This is a genomic window from Escherichia sp. E14S1, from assembly GCF_004211995.1.
In the GTDB taxonomy this organism is placed as follows: Bacteria; Pseudomonadota; Gammaproteobacteria; order Enterobacterales; family Enterobacteriaceae; genus Escherichia.
The window spans coordinates 290,234-305,204 of sequence record NZ_RHJQ01000005.1; the positions used below are offsets into that span (position 1 = coordinate 290,234).

General features: G+C 50.1%; 17 protein-coding genes. 6 read left to right on the forward strand and 11 right to left on the reverse strand.

The window, feature by feature from the left end:
• Positions 1-48: 48 nt before the first annotated feature.
• The 6 genes from citG to citC are packed head-to-tail and all read right to left on the reverse strand — an operon-like array spanning position 49 to position 5,274.
• Entirely contained in the window at positions 49-927 is an 879-nt protein-coding gene (gene citG, locus D9734_RS07355) for a triphosphoribosyl-dephospho-CoA synthase CitG (protein WP_130206461.1), read from the reverse strand.
• Positions 902-1,453: a citrate lyase holo-[acyl-carrier protein] synthase gene (gene citX, locus D9734_RS07360; RefSeq protein WP_000550408.1), complete on the reverse strand. Its 552-nt coding sequence runs from the start codon at positions 1,451-1,453 to the stop codon at positions 902-904. Before citX ends, citG begins: the two co-directional genes overlap by 26 nt.
• 3 nt (positions 1,454-1,456) lie before the next feature.
• Positions 1,457-2,989, reverse strand: a complete 1,533-nt coding sequence (gene citF / locus D9734_RS07365; protein WP_130206463.1) for a citrate lyase subunit alpha — start codon at positions 2,987-2,989, stop codon at positions 1,457-1,459.
• A 10-nt stretch (positions 2,990-2,999) separates the two neighbouring features.
• The gene (citE, locus tag D9734_RS07370; protein WP_000622357.1) at positions 3,000-3,908 is read right to left on the reverse strand and encodes a citrate (pro-3S)-lyase subunit beta; all 909 of its coding nucleotides are present in this window, start codon (positions 3,906-3,908) and stop codon (positions 3,000-3,002) included.
• The gene (gene citD / locus D9734_RS07375; protein WP_000700703.1) at positions 3,905-4,201 is read right to left on the reverse strand and encodes a citrate lyase acyl carrier protein; all 297 of its coding nucleotides are present in this window, start codon (positions 4,199-4,201) and stop codon (positions 3,905-3,907) included. Before citD ends, citE begins: the two co-directional genes overlap by 4 nt.
• A 14-nt stretch (positions 4,202-4,215) precedes the next feature.
• On the reverse strand, positions 4,216-5,274 hold the full coding sequence (citC, locus tag D9734_RS07380) for a [citrate (pro-3S)-lyase] ligase (protein ID WP_130206465.1): 1,059 nt from the start codon (positions 5,272-5,274) through the stop codon (positions 4,216-4,218).
• A 378-nt stretch (positions 5,275-5,652) separates the two neighbouring features.
• On the opposite strand from citC, the gene dpiB reads away from it, so the two are divergent.
• Both dpiB and dpiA read left to right on the forward strand, forming a co-directional pair.
• Positions 5,653-7,311: a sensor histidine kinase DpiB gene (gene dpiB, locus D9734_RS07385; RefSeq protein ID WP_130206467.1), complete on the forward strand. Its 1,659-nt coding sequence runs from the start codon at positions 5,653-5,655 to the stop codon at positions 7,309-7,311.
• Positions 7,280-7,960 carry a two-component response regulator DpiA gene (dpiA, locus tag D9734_RS07390; RefSeq protein WP_130206469.1) on the forward strand — a complete coding sequence of 227 codons (681 nt, stop codon included), beginning with the start codon at positions 7,280-7,282 and terminating at the stop codon, positions 7,958-7,960. Before dpiB ends, dpiA begins: the two co-directional genes overlap by 32 nt.
• A 38-nt stretch (positions 7,961-7,998) precedes the next feature.
• Here dpiA and dcuC read toward each other — a convergent pair whose 3' ends face one another.
• Positions 7,999-9,384 (reverse strand): anaerobic C4-dicarboxylate transporter DcuC, encoded by a 1,386-nt coding sequence (gene dcuC / locus D9734_RS07395; RefSeq protein WP_130206471.1) that lies wholly within the window; start codon positions 9,382-9,384, stop codon positions 7,999-8,001.
• Between the two features lie 561 nt (positions 9,385-9,945).
• On the opposite strand from dcuC, the gene pagP reads away from it, so the two are divergent.
• Together pagP and cspE are read left to right on the forward strand one after the other, a co-directional pair.
• Entirely contained in the window at positions 9,946-10,506 is a 561-nt protein-coding gene (gene pagP, locus D9734_RS07400) for a lipid IV(A) palmitoyltransferase PagP (protein ID WP_130206473.1), read from the forward strand.
• Between the two features lie 174 nt (positions 10,507-10,680).
• The gene (gene cspE, locus D9734_RS07405) at positions 10,681-10,890 is read left to right on the forward strand and encodes a transcription antiterminator/RNA stability regulator CspE (RefSeq protein ID WP_000034825.1); all 210 of its coding nucleotides are present in this window, start codon (positions 10,681-10,683) and stop codon (positions 10,888-10,890) included.
• Positions 10,891-10,943: 53 nt separating this feature from the next.
• On the opposite strand, the gene crcB is transcribed toward cspE, so the two are convergent.
• Positions 10,944-11,327 (reverse strand): fluoride efflux transporter CrcB, encoded by a 384-nt coding sequence (gene crcB / locus D9734_RS07410; RefSeq protein ID WP_130206475.1) that lies wholly within the window; start codon positions 11,325-11,327, stop codon positions 10,944-10,946.
• Positions 11,328-11,419: 92 nt separating this feature from the next.
• Here crcB and D9734_RS07415 point away from each other — a divergent pair, with 92 nt between their 5' ends.
• The gene (locus tag D9734_RS07415; RefSeq protein ID WP_130206477.1) at positions 11,420-12,208 is read left to right on the forward strand and encodes a deaminated glutathione amidase; all 789 of its coding nucleotides are present in this window, start codon (positions 11,420-11,422) and stop codon (positions 12,206-12,208) included.
• A gap of 128 nt (positions 12,209-12,336) precedes the next feature.
• The gene (gene tatE, locus D9734_RS07420) at positions 12,337-12,540 is read left to right on the forward strand and encodes a twin-arginine translocase subunit TatE (protein ID WP_064528973.1); all 204 of its coding nucleotides are present in this window, start codon (positions 12,337-12,339) and stop codon (positions 12,538-12,540) included.
• A gap of 99 nt (positions 12,541-12,639) precedes the next feature.
• Here tatE and lipA read toward each other — a convergent pair whose 3' ends face one another.
• The 3 genes from lipA to ybeD all read right to left on the reverse strand — a co-directional run bounded on the left by lipA (position 12,640) and on the right by ybeD (position 14,911).
• Entirely contained in the window at positions 12,640-13,605 is a 966-nt protein-coding gene (gene lipA, locus D9734_RS07425; RefSeq protein ID WP_000042625.1) for a lipoyl synthase, read from the reverse strand.
• A 301-nt stretch (positions 13,606-13,906) separates the two neighbouring features.
• Positions 13,907-14,548, reverse strand: a complete 642-nt coding sequence (gene lipB, locus D9734_RS07430; RefSeq protein WP_130206479.1) for a lipoyl(octanoyl) transferase LipB — start codon at positions 14,546-14,548, stop codon at positions 13,907-13,909.
• 99 nt (positions 14,549-14,647) lie between these two features.
• Positions 14,648-14,911, reverse strand: coding sequence for a DUF493 family protein YbeD (ybeD, locus tag D9734_RS07435; RefSeq protein WP_130206481.1), 264 nt, complete (start codon positions 14,909-14,911; stop codon positions 14,648-14,650).
• Positions 14,912-14,971 lie beyond the last annotated feature (60 nt).

Sequence of the window (14,971 nt, forward strand, 5' to 3'; positions counted from 1 at the left end):
GGGTTCTCCGAAAATTAATATTTCCAAATTTATCAAGTGCTTAAATTATTAAATCTGTGCTAAAAACCAGGTAAGGATCAGCAGGTCGGCACTGCCGCCTGGACTGAGATTTCGTTCGATACACTCCCTGTCGAACTGCCGGAGATAATCGAGATCGGCGGGGGTTCGAATGCCCCCTTTTTGCAATAGTGTTTGCGCCTCGCGCTGTAGCCAGCGCAGGCCCCCCTCACCACCGCGCGATGCAACGTTGGTATCGCCGTTGGTAGCCATCAGTAGGAGCAAGGTATCGAGCAATGCCAGTTCAGGATCTAGCCCCTGATCCAGCAGAGTGAGGTAATGCGGTAGGGCGTGGTTGATCACCAGTGGATAACCTGCTTCGGCTTCACCGCGCGCGCCGGTAAGGCCAAGTTGCTGGTACAACCGTTGACCTGCGGTCAGTTGTTGATTATTGGTACGCAGTTCGCGCTCGGTCAGACCACGGCAGAAACTTGCCGCCGTCGAACAAACGGTTGTGGGCGTTACCGGCTGGTTGAGCTGAAGCAAACGGCCAATTGCTGCACATAGCAGCCCTAAAGAAAAAATGCTGCCTTTATGCGTGTTTACGCCCGCAGTGGCGCGGAACATATCACCTTCGCAAGCCATACCAATTGGGCGTAATCCGTGGAGTACCGCTTCCGGTGCCATTTCTGCACTACAAGCACCAAATTCAATGAAACGGGGTAACCAGCCCTGGATCGCCAGTGCGCTACGGTGGAAATCTTCCAGCGCCATATCTTTGTGCGCACCGCAGTTAATGCGATCTACCAGGCCTGGTTTCGGTGACAGATTGACTTCAGTCAGCATGGCGCGCCAGCCCAGCAGGGCGTATTCATTGATTAATGACGCAGCAAGCTTTGTGGTTTTAGTTGACGTTGCAGGCATCGACATCGTTCAGCAGCGCCTCCATGCGGTTGAGTAAATCGGTCAGTTGGTGGGTTTTCCCGCGCGCGCAGACGGCTGCGCTTTGCTCGCATAGCAGGCAGCGGCGAGGCGGCAGCGAATAATCGCGGCGGGAGAGAATTTCGCCTTCGGGCGTCAGGACATCGATATCCCATAAACGCCCGAGAGGATGACTATGTTCAAGCTCAATCGTGGCGAGCTTGAGGTCGCGAGCTGGAGCGGCAATGCTCAACATGCCCTCCGGCCCGCTGGCGGAAACCAGTGCAGCCTGCTCCTGAATTTGCCAGCCCTGCTTTGCGGCTAAAGCGCGCAAGGCTGTCACGCCATGATTAAAAATTCGGCGTGTGACCTCGCTGTCTTTAATCGGACCCGGCGCAACCACGGTAAAGGAGACCAGTGGAACAGGATGGCGCTTGAGCCAGGCGTGTTGCCGTGCTTGCCTTTCATCCCGGCTGACGAGCAACTCGGGAATTGAAACCGCATGGTGGCTGGCGAGTTCAGGGAGCAGGTGCATGGCTTATTCCTTCACCTGATGCACAACGTCAATCACCGAGCCATCGCGGTAGCGCACGACGGCAACGACGCGGTCGGTGAATTCAATCGGCTGTGGTTCACCGGTCAGCAGACGCGCACGTTCGCGCAGCCACTCAATGGAAACCACTTTAATGCCTGCTTCCTGCAGACGTTCTGCCAGTTCCGGACGTGCCGGGTTAACAGCGATGCCGTGGTCGGTGACCAGAATATCGACGCTGGACCCTGGGGTAATGCAGGTCAGCACGTTATCCACCAGAGTAGGGATACGACCGCGCACCAGCGGCGCAACTATGATGGAAAGCGCAGAGGCAATTGCGGTATCGCAGTGACCGCCGGAAGCGCCACGCAGCACACCGTCAGAGCCGCTCAGCACGTTAACGTTGAACTGGGTATCAATTTCCAGCGCGCTCAGTACCACCACGTCGAGACGATCAACCGATGCGCCTTTAGAGCCCCAGTTAGCGTACTGGTTGGCACTGATTTCGATGTGATTCGGGTTACGGGCCAGCGATTGCGCAGCGTGGCTGTCAAAGCTCTGCACATCCAGCAGTTTGCGGATCAGACCTTTTTCGTGCAGATCAACCATCGTTGCGGTAATGCCACCGAGGGCGAAGTCGGCGCGAATATCGCGGCTACGCATTTTGTCTTCCAGGAAACGGGTTACCGCAAGCGAAGCGCCGCCGGTGCCGGTCTGCATGGAGAAACCTTCTTTGAAGTAGCCAGAGTTGACAATCACATCCGCAGCGCTGCGGGCAATCAGCAGTTCGCGCGGGTTAGTGGTCATACGGGTTGCGCCAGCACCGATTTTCGCGGCATCGCCAACGCGATCAACTTTGACGATCAAATCAACCTGATCTTGCTCAATGCTTGCCGGATTATGCGGATAAGGCAGCAGTTCTTCGGTGAGCATCACGACCTGTTTTGCGTTGTCGGCATCAACCATTGCATAGCCGAGGGAGCCGCAGCAGGCTTTACCGGTGTAGCCGTTGGCATTACCGAATTCATCGCAGGACGGGACGCCGAGGAAAGCGACGTCGATGTTCAGTTCGCCGCTCTGTACCAGATGCACGCGACCGCCGTGGGAGTGGATTTGCACCGGTTCAGCCAGCAGGCCACGGGAGATTTCTTCTGCCAGTGGGCCGCGTAAACCGGAGGTATAAATGCGGGTTACCACGCCCTGACGGATATGTTCTACCAGCGGCGCATGGCAATCACTCAGGGAACTGGACGCCAGGGTCAGGTTTTTAAAGCCCATCTTCGCGATGACGTCCATCACCATATTGACGGTCAGGTCACCACCACGAAAAGCATGGTGGAAGGAGACGGTCATACCATCTTGCAAACCAGAACGACGAATGGCTTCTTCCAGGTTGGCGCACAGTTTGCGATCGCGCGCTTTTTCAGCCTGATAGGTTTGTTTCGGCGAGTTCTGGAAAGCGGCAAGATCGCATTCAGCGTGACGATTCCAGGCTGCTACCCGTTCTTGTCGTTGAGATTGTTCAATTTTCTGCGTCATTTTGATTGCCTTATTCTTCGCGGATGCCGGAAAGTTCTGCACGGGAGAGCACCAGACGGGCGCGATCGATAACCGGACCGTCAACCATCTTGCCGTTCAGGGAAACGACGCCAAGGCCTTCGCGAGCGGCGGCTTCAGCGGCTTCTACGACGCGGCGTGCGTGATCCACTTCTTTCTGGGTTGGAGCGTAGAGGTTGTGCAGCAGATCAATCTGACGCGGGTTGATCAGCGATTTGCCGTCAAAGCCCAGTTGTTTGATGTGGGCGGCTTCTTGCAGGAATCCAGCTTCGTTGTTGGCGTCGGAATAGACGGTATCGAACGCCTGAATACCCGCAGAACGTGCGGCCTGCAAAATAGAGCAGCGAGCGAACAGCAGTTCAGTTCCTTCCGGAGAGCGTTCTGTACGCAGGTTGCGCACGTAGTCTTCTGCACCGAGGGCGATACCGATCAAACGCTCGGAAGCATGAGCGATTTCCACCGCGCGGGTAATGCCCAGCGGTGATTCAATCGCCGCCAGCAGCCCCGTGCTACCTGGTTCACGACCACAAGCTTTTTCAATACGCAGGATCTCTTTTTCGATATCCAGAACGTCCTGAGCGGTATCGGTTTTCGGCAGACGCACAACGTCTGCGCCACCGCGAACGACGGCTTCCAGGTCGTTAACGCCCCATTCAGAATCCAGTGCGTTAACACGTACGATGGTTTCAATATCGCGATACAGCGGATGTTGCAGCGCGTGGTAGACCATGCGACGTGCGGTGTCTTTTTCACGCAACGCCACGGAGTCTTCGAGGTCGAACATCAGAGCATCAGCTGGGTAGATGAAGGAGTTGCTGACCATCGCGGCATTGGCGCCAGGCACAAACAGCATGCTGCGGCGGGTGCGAGTTTTACGTTGTTGCAGCGAAGCGGAAATCATTGGCAATCCTCCCATGGCAGCGCCGGGATACCGCTGGCGCGTGCCAGCAAGGCTTCCAGTCGTGCACGTAAAATGCAGTCCAGTGCGCCTTTGTCATCGACATTCAGCTGTACGCCGCGCACGTTATAGCGGGCTAGAACGTCCAGAATGGTGGTGCGAATCGCATCGCCAAACTGTTTCTCAACGCTGCTGTTGATTTGCAGGTCGATATCCTGCGTATCGAGTGGGGCGATGCGTATCATCACATCCCCAGACTCAAGGGTGCCTGCAACGGCGGGCTGGTTTATTTTCATTTTTCACCTGTTTCTTATGCGGGGGTCTTTTGACGAACTGCCGCGTCCTGGCGGGCGTGTTCAAGCAGATTCTGCAAGTAATGCAGAGTGGGTGCCGGGACCAGTGGCGCGATAGCCGTGAGATCGTTTTTCACCAGCAGTTGACGTACCCGGGAAGCGGATATCGGCAGTTCCTGGTAACGCAGTCGCTCAATTTCAACCAGTTCGATGGGCGGTGCGGAGATGGTCGGTGTTTCCAGCCAGTAGCGCATATCCTGGTTGTACTGAGCGGTCACGCGACAAATGGGTTCAGTACCAACAAAGCGGTGAGTAACGCCCAGCGCGGGCGCGAGGTACTGACGGAAAATTTTCAGGTCAATTTCGGTGTAACAATGGTTGATGACGCTCTGTTCTTTAATGAAGTAGCAGGGGAACGTGGCACGGGAGATGATGTACTCGGAGCCGCGATGCACGGTCAGGCGCGGAATATCGGCGGTGCCTTTTAACACCAGATCTAACCGGTCGTCATAGGGAAAGCGTGAAGAGTCTTCTTTGACTAAAAACAGATGCAGCCAGTCGCACTGTGCCGCAGCTTGTTGAATCAGATAACGGTGGCCGTTAGTAAAGGGATTGGCGTTCATGACGATACAGCCAATCTTCTTCCCTTCATGACGGAATTTCTTCAGCGATTCGGCATAGCGTTTCAGACGTGTGGCGCTATTTTCCATCAACACCATCACGCCAGGTACGCTGGTTAACGTATAGAAACCGCACTGACGGAACAGCGCCTCGTATTCGGTTTTGGTATAAATAAACAGATGCGTGCTGTGCCGTTCATAGGCGAGGTTTATCAGTTCGGTGGCTAATGTCAGCGCCAGTCCTTCACCACGAACTGATTCACTAATAGCGACGCACTTAATGATATTTCCGGCAATTCCGCCGCAGGCAATAAGGCGGTCGTTACGGGTTACGGTAATAAATACTTCGACCGTGGTGTCAACACTCAAATCATTTTCATGCAGAAAGTGGGTAATTTCCGCCATCTTTTTATTTTCTGAACGTTTTACCCGGGTGAAAATATCATTGCCGAACATAATAAATAGTATCCTGAAGGTGCATGTTGTTATCGATTTGCAACAAATGTTGTTCGATGTAGCAAATTGATAACCTTTTATTTTCAGTTGAGAGAAAGGGTTGTGAGTGAGGTATTTCTGTTTCTCCTTTCGCCATACATCCTAAGGAGTATTGCATCGTGAAATTTTGATTTATTTCACATAGAGTTAGTGGTTTTTTATTTATTTAATGGTTTTAAGTTTTTTAATTAATGTAATTACGAATTGACCCGTAGGTTTAATTGATTTAATTGATTTAATGAATGAAATTTGTCACGATCATATTTGATATTTATAAATCGAGATTCAACATTTTAATTACATCCGCCAAAAAACAGGGCTTACCCCGCAAGGAAAACAATGTTGCAGTTTAATGAGAATAAACAGTTTGCTTTTTTCCAACGACTGGCGTTCCCGTTGCGTATTTTTTTGCTGATTTTGGTGTTCTCGATATTTGTCATCGCTGCGTTGGCGCAATATTTTACGGCCAGCTTTGAGGACTATTTAACGCTTCATGTTCGTGACATGGCAATGAATCAGGCGAAAATTATTGCCTCCAATGACAGTATCATCACCGCAGTGAAAATGCGTGACTACAAACGGCTGGCGACTATCGCCAACAAATTGCAAAGAGACACCGACTTCGATTATGTGGTGATTGGTGACCGGGATTCGATCCGCCTTTACCATCCTAATCCGGAAAAGATTGGTTACCCCATGCAGTTTACCAAACCGGGAGCGCTGGAAAGAGGGGAGAGTTACTTCATCACCGGCAAAGGGTCGATAGGTATGGCAATGCGCGCCAAAACGCCGATCTTTGATGACGATGGCAAAGTCATTGGCGTGGTGTCGGTGGGGTATCTGGTGAGTAAAATCGATAGCTGGCGGGCAGAGTTTTTATTACCGATGGTGGGCGTGTTTGTCGTGCTGTTAGGCATTCTGATGCTGCTGTCGTGGTTCTTAGCTGCGCATATCCGCCGCCAGATGATGGGGATGGAACCAAAGCAGATTGCGCGCGTGGTCCGCCAGCAAGAGGCGCTTTTTAGTTCGGTTTATGAAGGGCTGATTGCGGTGGACCCGTATGGGCATATTACTGCCATCAACCGCAACGCAAGAAAAATGTTGGGGCTAAGTTCCCCCGGACGGCAGTGGCTGGGCAGACCTATTGCAGAGGTTGTCAGACCGGCTGATTTCTTTACCGAACAAATTGATGAAAAACGTCAGGATGTGGTGGCGAATTTTAATGGTCTGAGCGTTATTGCTAACCGCGAAGCTATTCGTTCTGGTGATGATTTGCTAGGTGCAATTATTAGTTTTCGTAGTAAAGACGAAATATCTACCCTTAATGCGCAACTGACGCAAATTAAACAATATGTCGAAAGCCTGCGCACACTACGTCATGAACATCTCAATTGGATGTCTACGCTCAATGGTCTGTTGCAGATGAAAGAGTATGATCGTGTGCTGGCGATGGTTCAGGGGGAGTCCCGGGCTCAGCAGCAACTTATTGATAGTCTGCGTGAAGCATTTGCCGACCGCCAGGTGGCGGGGCTTCTTTTTGGTAAAGTGCAGCGAGCCCGGGAGCTGGGGCTAAAAATGACGATTGTTCCAGGCAGCCAACTTTCACAACTGCCGCAAGGGCTGGACAGCACTGAATTTGCGGCGATAGTGGGCAACTTACTCGATAATGCCTTCGAAGCCAGTCTGCATAGTGATAAAGGGAATAAGACAGTCGAATTATACCTGAGCGATGAAGGCGACGACGTGGTAATTGAAGTGGCCGATCAGGGCTGCGGCATTCCAGAGTCTCTTCGCGACAAAATATTTGAGCAGGGCGTCAGTACGCGTGCTGATGAACCCGGTGAGCATGGCATTGGGTTGTATCTTATTGCCAGCTATGTAACGCGCTGCGGTGGTGTTATCACTCTCGAAGAGAATGATCCCTGCGGTACTTTATTTTCAATCTATATTCCGAAAGTGAAACCTGATGACAGCTCCATTAACCCTATTGATCGTTGAGGACGAAACACCGTTGGCAGAAATGCATGCGGAATATATTCGTCACATTCCCGGCTTCAGTCAGATATTGCTGGCGGGAAACCTGGCGCAGGCCCGAATGATGATCGAGCGTTTTAAGCCGGGGCTTATCTTGCTGGATAACTATCTCCCTGATGGTAGAGGCATTAATTTGTTGCATGAGTTGGTGCAGACGCATTACCCCGGCGATGTGGTGTTTACCACTGCCGCCAGCGATATGGAAACGGTATCTGAGGCTGTGCGCTGCGGTGTGTTTGATTATTTAATCAAGCCAATCGCTTATGAGCGTCTGGGGCAGACATTAACTCGTTATCGCCAGCGTAGACACATGCTGGAAAGTATTGATAGCGCCAGTCAGAAGCAAATTGATGAGATGTTCAACGCTTACGCTCGCGGTGAACCAAAGGATGAGCTGCCAACTGGCATTGACGCGTTGACGCTAAACGCAGTGAGAAAACTGTTCAAGGAGCCTGGTGTGCAACATACGGCTGAGACAGTAGCGCAGGCTTTGACCATAAGCCGCACCACCGCGAGACGTTATCTTGAATATTGCGCCAGCCGACATCTGATCATCGCCGAGATTGTTCACGGCAAAGTCGGTCGGCCGCAGCGCATTTACCACAGCGGATGAAGAGAGTGCCGGAGGACGCGCTCCTCCGGCCTGGGAAATTACTTACCAGCAACCGCGGCGGTAGTACCGGGCACCATCAACTCTGTTGCCACAATGACAATCACCAGCCCAACAAGCACCGGCACCGAGGTGCGTTTAACCACTTCAAAAGGTGATATTTTAGCCATCCCGGCAACGGCAACCACCACGCCTGAGACTGGCGAAAGCGTGCGCCCCAGGTTTGACGCCTGCAGCATCGGGATTGTCAGGTACGCCGGGTTAATGCCGGAAGAGTGTGCCAGTTTCGGGATCATCTCAACAAAGGCGTAGAAAGGCGCATTGCCGGAACCCGTGGTGACTGCTGCCAGCATTGTCAGGATAACCAGCACCAGCATCAGGATTATGCTCGCCGAACCGAACGAGGTGGCGATTGAGATCAGGCTCTGGATAAAGCCGATGGTGCTAAGGCCCTGAGCGAAAACCCCTGCGGCAACTAATAACATTACTACGTTAGCGAAGGCATCAGCCATGCCGCGGTAAGCCACCTCGAGGCCCGAAAAGACTTTTTGCGTATTAAAGCCGCGAAGAAATTCCAGAACAGAGGCAATCAGCATACAGATCACCAGAATGGTGATGATGTGCAATTGCGGACCCCATTTACCGTCAAAAAATAGCACGCCAATGATCGGTGTAAACGGCAGAATGGCGTAAAACGCAGGCGCGGTGGTTGTGATTTCGCTGACATCTAACATTTCATGAGAGATGTGCTCTTTTTTGTCCAGATAACGCTGCCAGAAAAAGTGGGCAATCGCCATGCCGATAATCGCGGCAATTGAGATAGGAAGTGTTGTTTTGAAGGCGAAATCAATCAGCGGCATTTCAGAAGCCTGTGCTGCCAGCACCACATCACCAGATGTTGGTGCGAGAATAATTGCTGCAGGTGAGGCACAAATGGCAGCTGCCGCGCCGCGACTGATACCAACGTTCACCATCACCGGGAACAACGTTGCCATCAGTAAAACGCCAAGACCGGTTGCGGAAGAGACTGCCAGTGACATCAGACAGGCGACAAAGTAGGCGGCAATCATCAGCAGGTAAGGGGAGTTAATGTACTGCAGCGGTTTTGATGCCAGTTTGACAACCATATCGTTCGCGCCAATGTGGGTCATATAAGCGGCAAAGCCACACAGCATCATGATCATCATGCCGAGATCGCCGCCACGGCTCATCAGTAATATTTTAATGTATTCAACGATATCTGTGGCGCTGTAGCCAGTGGAAGTCTGGCTGGAAGGTAAAACTTTGTGTCCCATTATAGCGCTGATGATCAGCAGTAGCAGGCCGCCAACAAATAGCACCCCAGTGGCGGAATACCCTTTAATGATGTAGCGAGCTACACCCACAATAACGACAACCCCAATAAGGAGTTCAATAAATGTCTGCATATTCTTTCCTGTCTCCAGAATCTACAATAAATAATAAAAAAATCCTAAAATAAGAAAAAAATATGCCGAATAAATTGACATCAGGTGCTGATTGAAATCAAGAAAGCTGTCATTAAGACATTGATGTTGCTGTTTTTATACCTGGATAACAAAATTTATTTTAGGGGGAGTAAATACAACATGATGATGTTTATAAACTGATGAATAATTGATGCAATTTTGTTAATTGTTTTATGGTGTTTTGTACGTCCAAAAAATAATCTTGTATGCGTATCATGTGGCAATGCAAACAATGATTTTATTGATGGCTTTATTGTATCTAATTGAAAAATAAGTGAATGATAAATGTTTTTATGGGTGTGGCTTTTATTTGTATGAGTTGTTCTTTAGCTGAAAATATTTCTTAGTCTCCGGAATAATCCGATGGTTTTATTAGCAAATTTCATGAAATAAATTTTTCAGGCGCTCGGATTATTCTTTATGTTTGCCTTGTTAAGGTTGTATTTATTTTTCTTTGGCTATGCTGGTAATATATTTTTGATAAGTTTTCTGTGGTTGCTAATGGGCGCTAGTAAATGTGTTACCGTATTTTCCTTTACTTTTATTCAGTTAATCAGCATTGAAGAAGTTTCTGCTAGTGCAGAGCAATGGATTGCGACATTTAAAGATAATGTCGCAGAAACCTGGCAGCGGCCAGAACATTATGATCTGTATATTCCCGCCATTACCTGGCATGCACGTTTCGCTTATGACAAAGAAAAAACCGATCGCTATAACGAAAGACCGTGGGGGGGCGGTTTTGGTCAGTCACGTTGGGATGAGAAAGGCAACTGGCACGGTTTGTACGCGATGGCGTTTAAGGATTCGTGGAATAAATGGGAGCCCATTGCCGGATACGGTTGGGAAAGTACCTGGCGACCGCTTGCCGATGAAAACTTTCATGTCGGTCTGGGATTCACCGCTGGTGTGACGGCGCGTGATAACTGGAACTACATACCTGTTCCGCTGATACTGCCATTGGCTTCTGTGGGCTATGGCCCTGCGACTTTTCAGATGACCTATATCCCTGGCACTTACAACAATGGCAATGTTTACTTTGCCTGGATACGGTTTCAGTTTTAGACAAGTCACGTTTTAATAAAATCCTTAAAAATCAGCATGTAATGAAATTAACATCAAAAATAACGCGACTTTTATCACTTTTTAGTAAAGTTGCACTGGACAAAGCGTACCACAATTGGTGTACTGGTAACCGACACAGCATTTGTGTCTATTTTTCATGTAAAGGTAATTTTGATGTCTAAGATTAAAGGTAACGTTAAGTGGTTTAATGAGTCCAAAGGATTCGGTTTCATTACTCCGGAAGACGGCAGCAAAGATGTGTTCGTACACTTCTCTGCAATCCAGACTAATGGTTTTAAAACTCTTGCTGAAGGTCAGCGCGTAGAGTTCGAAATCACTAACGGTGCCAAAGGCCCTTCTGCTGCAAACGTAATCGCTCTGTAAGATACGTCAGCAAGAATTCAAAACCCGCTTATTCAGCGGGTTTTTTTTGGTCTTCAGTGTGCGGTTGATGCTGAAAATAGCCAAAAAGCCAGTGCGGTCATGGCAAAGGAACCTAACAGGTTAACGAAGACGTTCAGTAGCGCCCAGCCAAAACGCCCCTCCTGCAATAAAAACACCACTTCTGCCGAAAATGTTGAGAAGGTCGTTAGCCCGCCACAAAAACCAGTGGTGATTAATACTTTCCACACCGGATCGATATTAGTCATGCGGCTAAACCAGGCAAACCCCATTCCTATGATAAATGCCCCAATCAGGTTTGCTGCCAGAGTTCCGAGTGGAATAGCCTGGTGCAGTGGGTTAAACCGCATACTTAACATCCATCTCGCCACGCTTCCCGTACCACCACCAATAAAAACTGCTAAAAGGAGTTGTAACACAGCTAAATCCTGCTATTTGATTTGTATGAGTGATAAGTTTAACGCCGAATATTCGTCGTTGGCGAATTTTACAACTCTGACAGGAGGTGGCAATGCTGGTTGCCGCAGGACAATTTGCTGTTACATCAATATGGGAAAAGAACGCTGAGATTTGCGCCTCGTTAATGGCACAGGCGGCGGAAAACGACGTATCGCTGTTTGTCCTGCCGGAAGCGCTTCTGGCGCGCGACGATCTTGACCCGAATTTGTCAGTTAAATCGGCACAGTTGCTGGAAGGGGAATTCCTCGGACGTTTACTGCGGGAAAGTAAACGTAACATGATGACGACGATTCTGACGATTCATGTTCCCTCAACCCCTGGGCGCGCGTGGAATATGCTGGTGGCGCTGCAGGCGGGGAAAATTGTCGCCCATTATGCCAAATTGCATCTCTATGATGCGTTTGCCATTCAGGAATCGCGTCATGTGGATGCAGGTGATGAAATAGCCCCTTTACTGGAGGTTGAAGGCATGAAAGTGGGGCTGATGACCTGCTATGATTTACGCTTTCCAGAGTTGGCATTAGCCCTGGCATTACAGGGCGCGGAAATCCTGATCCTGCCAGCGGCCTGGGTTCGCGGGCCACTCAAAGAGCACCACTGGTCAACGTTGCTAGCCGCTCGTGCTCTGGATACCACCTGTTATATGGTGGCAGCGGGGGAGTGCGGGAACAAAAATATCGGGCAAAGCCGGATTATAGATCCCTTTGGCATCACCATTGCGGCAGCGGCAGAAATGCCTGCGCTCATTATGGCGGAAGTGACGCCCGAACGTGTGCGTCAGGTGCGCGCGCAACTTCCCGTCTTAAACAACCGTCGCTTTGCGCCGCCGCAATTATTATGATGTTTTTTTACTCGGCGCTTGATTCACCTTGTTACAGATTGCTATTGTGTGCGCGCGTCGAATGACCGTTAATATTCTCTGGTTTTTAAGGCGCGTTCTGTTGCCAGTTTTATGTCAAGAAGGTATCTATGGGTGAGATTAGTATTACCAAACTGCTGGTAGTTGCGGCGCTGGTCGTTCTGCTGTTTGGGACTAAGAAGTTACGTACGCTGGGCGGAGACCTGGGAGCGGCCATTAAAGGGTTCAAGAAAGCGATGAATGATGATGACGCTGCGGCTAAAAAAGGCGCAGACGTTGATATTCAGGCTGAAAAGCTCTCTCATAAAGAGTGACGTGGCGAGCAGGACGCTCCCTCAATATCTTGTTCGATAAAAAAACCCGCTTCAGATAGCGGGTTTTTTATCAGACAGATGTAAGCAATTATTACACGATTACTTAACTTCCATCCCTTTCGCCTGCAAGTCGGCGTGATACGAAGAGCGGACAAACGGACCGCATGCAGCATGGGTAAAGCCCATCGCCAGCGCTTCGGCCTTCATTTCATCAAACTCATCCGGGCTAACGTAGCGTTGTACCGGCAGGTGATGGCGGCTTGGCTGCAGATATTGCCCCAGCGTCAACATGGTTACACCATGGCGGCGCAGATCGCGCATGACTTCAATAATCTCTTCATTGGTTTCACCCAGTCCCACCATCAAACCGGATTTGGTCGGGATCTCCGGATGCGCTTCTTTAAAGCGTTCCAATAGTTTTAGCGACCAGTTGTAATCTGCGCCCGGGCGTACCTGACGGTAAATACGCGGTACGTTTTCCAGGTTGTGGTTGAATACATCTGGCGGCGTGGCGGTCAGAATATCCAGCGCACGATCCATACGACCACGGAAATCCGGCACCAGAGTTTCAATTTTGATTTCCGGGCTTTTTTCCCGGATGGCAGTAATGCAATCCGCAAAGTGCTGGGCTCCGCCATCGCGCAGGTCATCGCGGTCAACGGAGGTGATAACCACATAACGCAGCGCCATATCAGCAATGGTCTGTGCCAGTTTTACCGGCTCGTTGGCATCCGGGGCGACCGGGCGACCGTGGGCAACGTCACAGAACGGACAACGGCGGGTACAAATGGCGCCGAGGATCATAAACGTTGCTGTGCCGTGGTTGAAGCATTCTGCCAGGTTAGGGCAGGAGGCTTCCTCACAGACAGAATGCAGGCCATTTTTGCGCATTGCGGCTTTGATGCCCTGGATACGTGTAGAGTCCGCGGGAAGCTTGATTTTCATCCATTCCGGCTTGCGCAGCAGGGCTTCGCGCTCTGTTGCCACGTTTTTAACCGGGATAAGGGCCATCTTATCGGCATCGCGGTATTTAACACCGCGTTCCATCACAATGGGTTTACTCATAGCGTGCGTGTTCCAGTTGCGAATTACGAAGGAAAGCGTTTCAATTCAATAGATTGTTGTAATTATCAACTATTTTTGAATTAACGACTGGCAGTATATCATTGAAACGGCCCAGAAAGCAGCCAAAGCGGTCGCGAAAATGTAAAATTGTTGTTGGTTTGTGCCATTTTATCGTTCGGCGCTGTGAACTCTATGTAACGATACTTTTTCAAAACACATTCGATAGCATCAGTTCCCGCGAAGTATTGGAACACGCTGACTACAATGACCCAATATGATTTGGGTCATTTATGAGGGGGAATTAAGCAGGGATATATTCTACGTCAGGATTTTTGAGTAGCGCTAAAATATTTGCCAGTAAGCGTGGTGCAATATTATCGGTGGTCGCATCAGGTTTCCATTGCGATATTTTTGCCATTTCCATCCCGGCATAACCACAAGGGTTGATACGTAAAAATGGCGAAAGATCCATATTGACGTTTAATGCCAGACCGTGGAATGAACAGCCGCGGCGAATACGCAATCCGAGCGAACAAATTTTCTTTTCCCCAACGTAGACACCTGGAGCATCAGCCCGAGGGTGCGCTTCAATATCCAGCTCGGCCAGGGTATTCACTACCGTTTGTTCGAGCAAGGTCACCAGTTCACGCACGCCCAACTTCCTGCGTTTGAGGTTAAGCAATACATACATCACCTGTTGCCCCGGCCCGTGATAAGTTACCTGGCCGCCGCGATCGCTCTGGATCACCGGAATATCACCCGGCATTAAAATATGTTCCGCTTTACCTGCTTGTCCCTGGGTGAATACAGGATGGTGTTCAACCAACCAGATTTCATCAAGGGTATTTTCATCACGGGTATCGGTGAATTCATGCATAGCCTGAGAAATAGGCTCGTAAGGCTGAAGGCCGAGCTGGCGGACAAGAATTTTATCCTGATACAAAACGGCATCTCCGTGGAGAATGAGTAAAAGTGGGGAAAATTATATCACAGCGAGGGGAGGGGAGTTACCCGACCAGAGGCCGGGTAACGGAGAAGCGAATTACAGAACCATACGGACGATATCGATTTTGCCCAGTTCTTCGTACAGAGTTTCAACCTGCTCGATATGAGTGGCGTTGATAGTGATAGATACCGAGTGGTAGTTGCCTTTGCTGCTTGGTTTTACCGTTGGGTTGTAGTCACCTGGCGCATGGCGCTGTACCACTTCAACCACCTGATCAACCAGCTCAGGTAACGCCTGCCCCATTACTTTGTAGGTAAAAGGAGTAGGGAATTCAAGCAGTTCGTTAAGTTTGGTTTTCATGTCAGCTCCGGCGTAACGTAATTAAATAGCAACTCCCGCCAGAGGGCGGGAGTTTTTTAC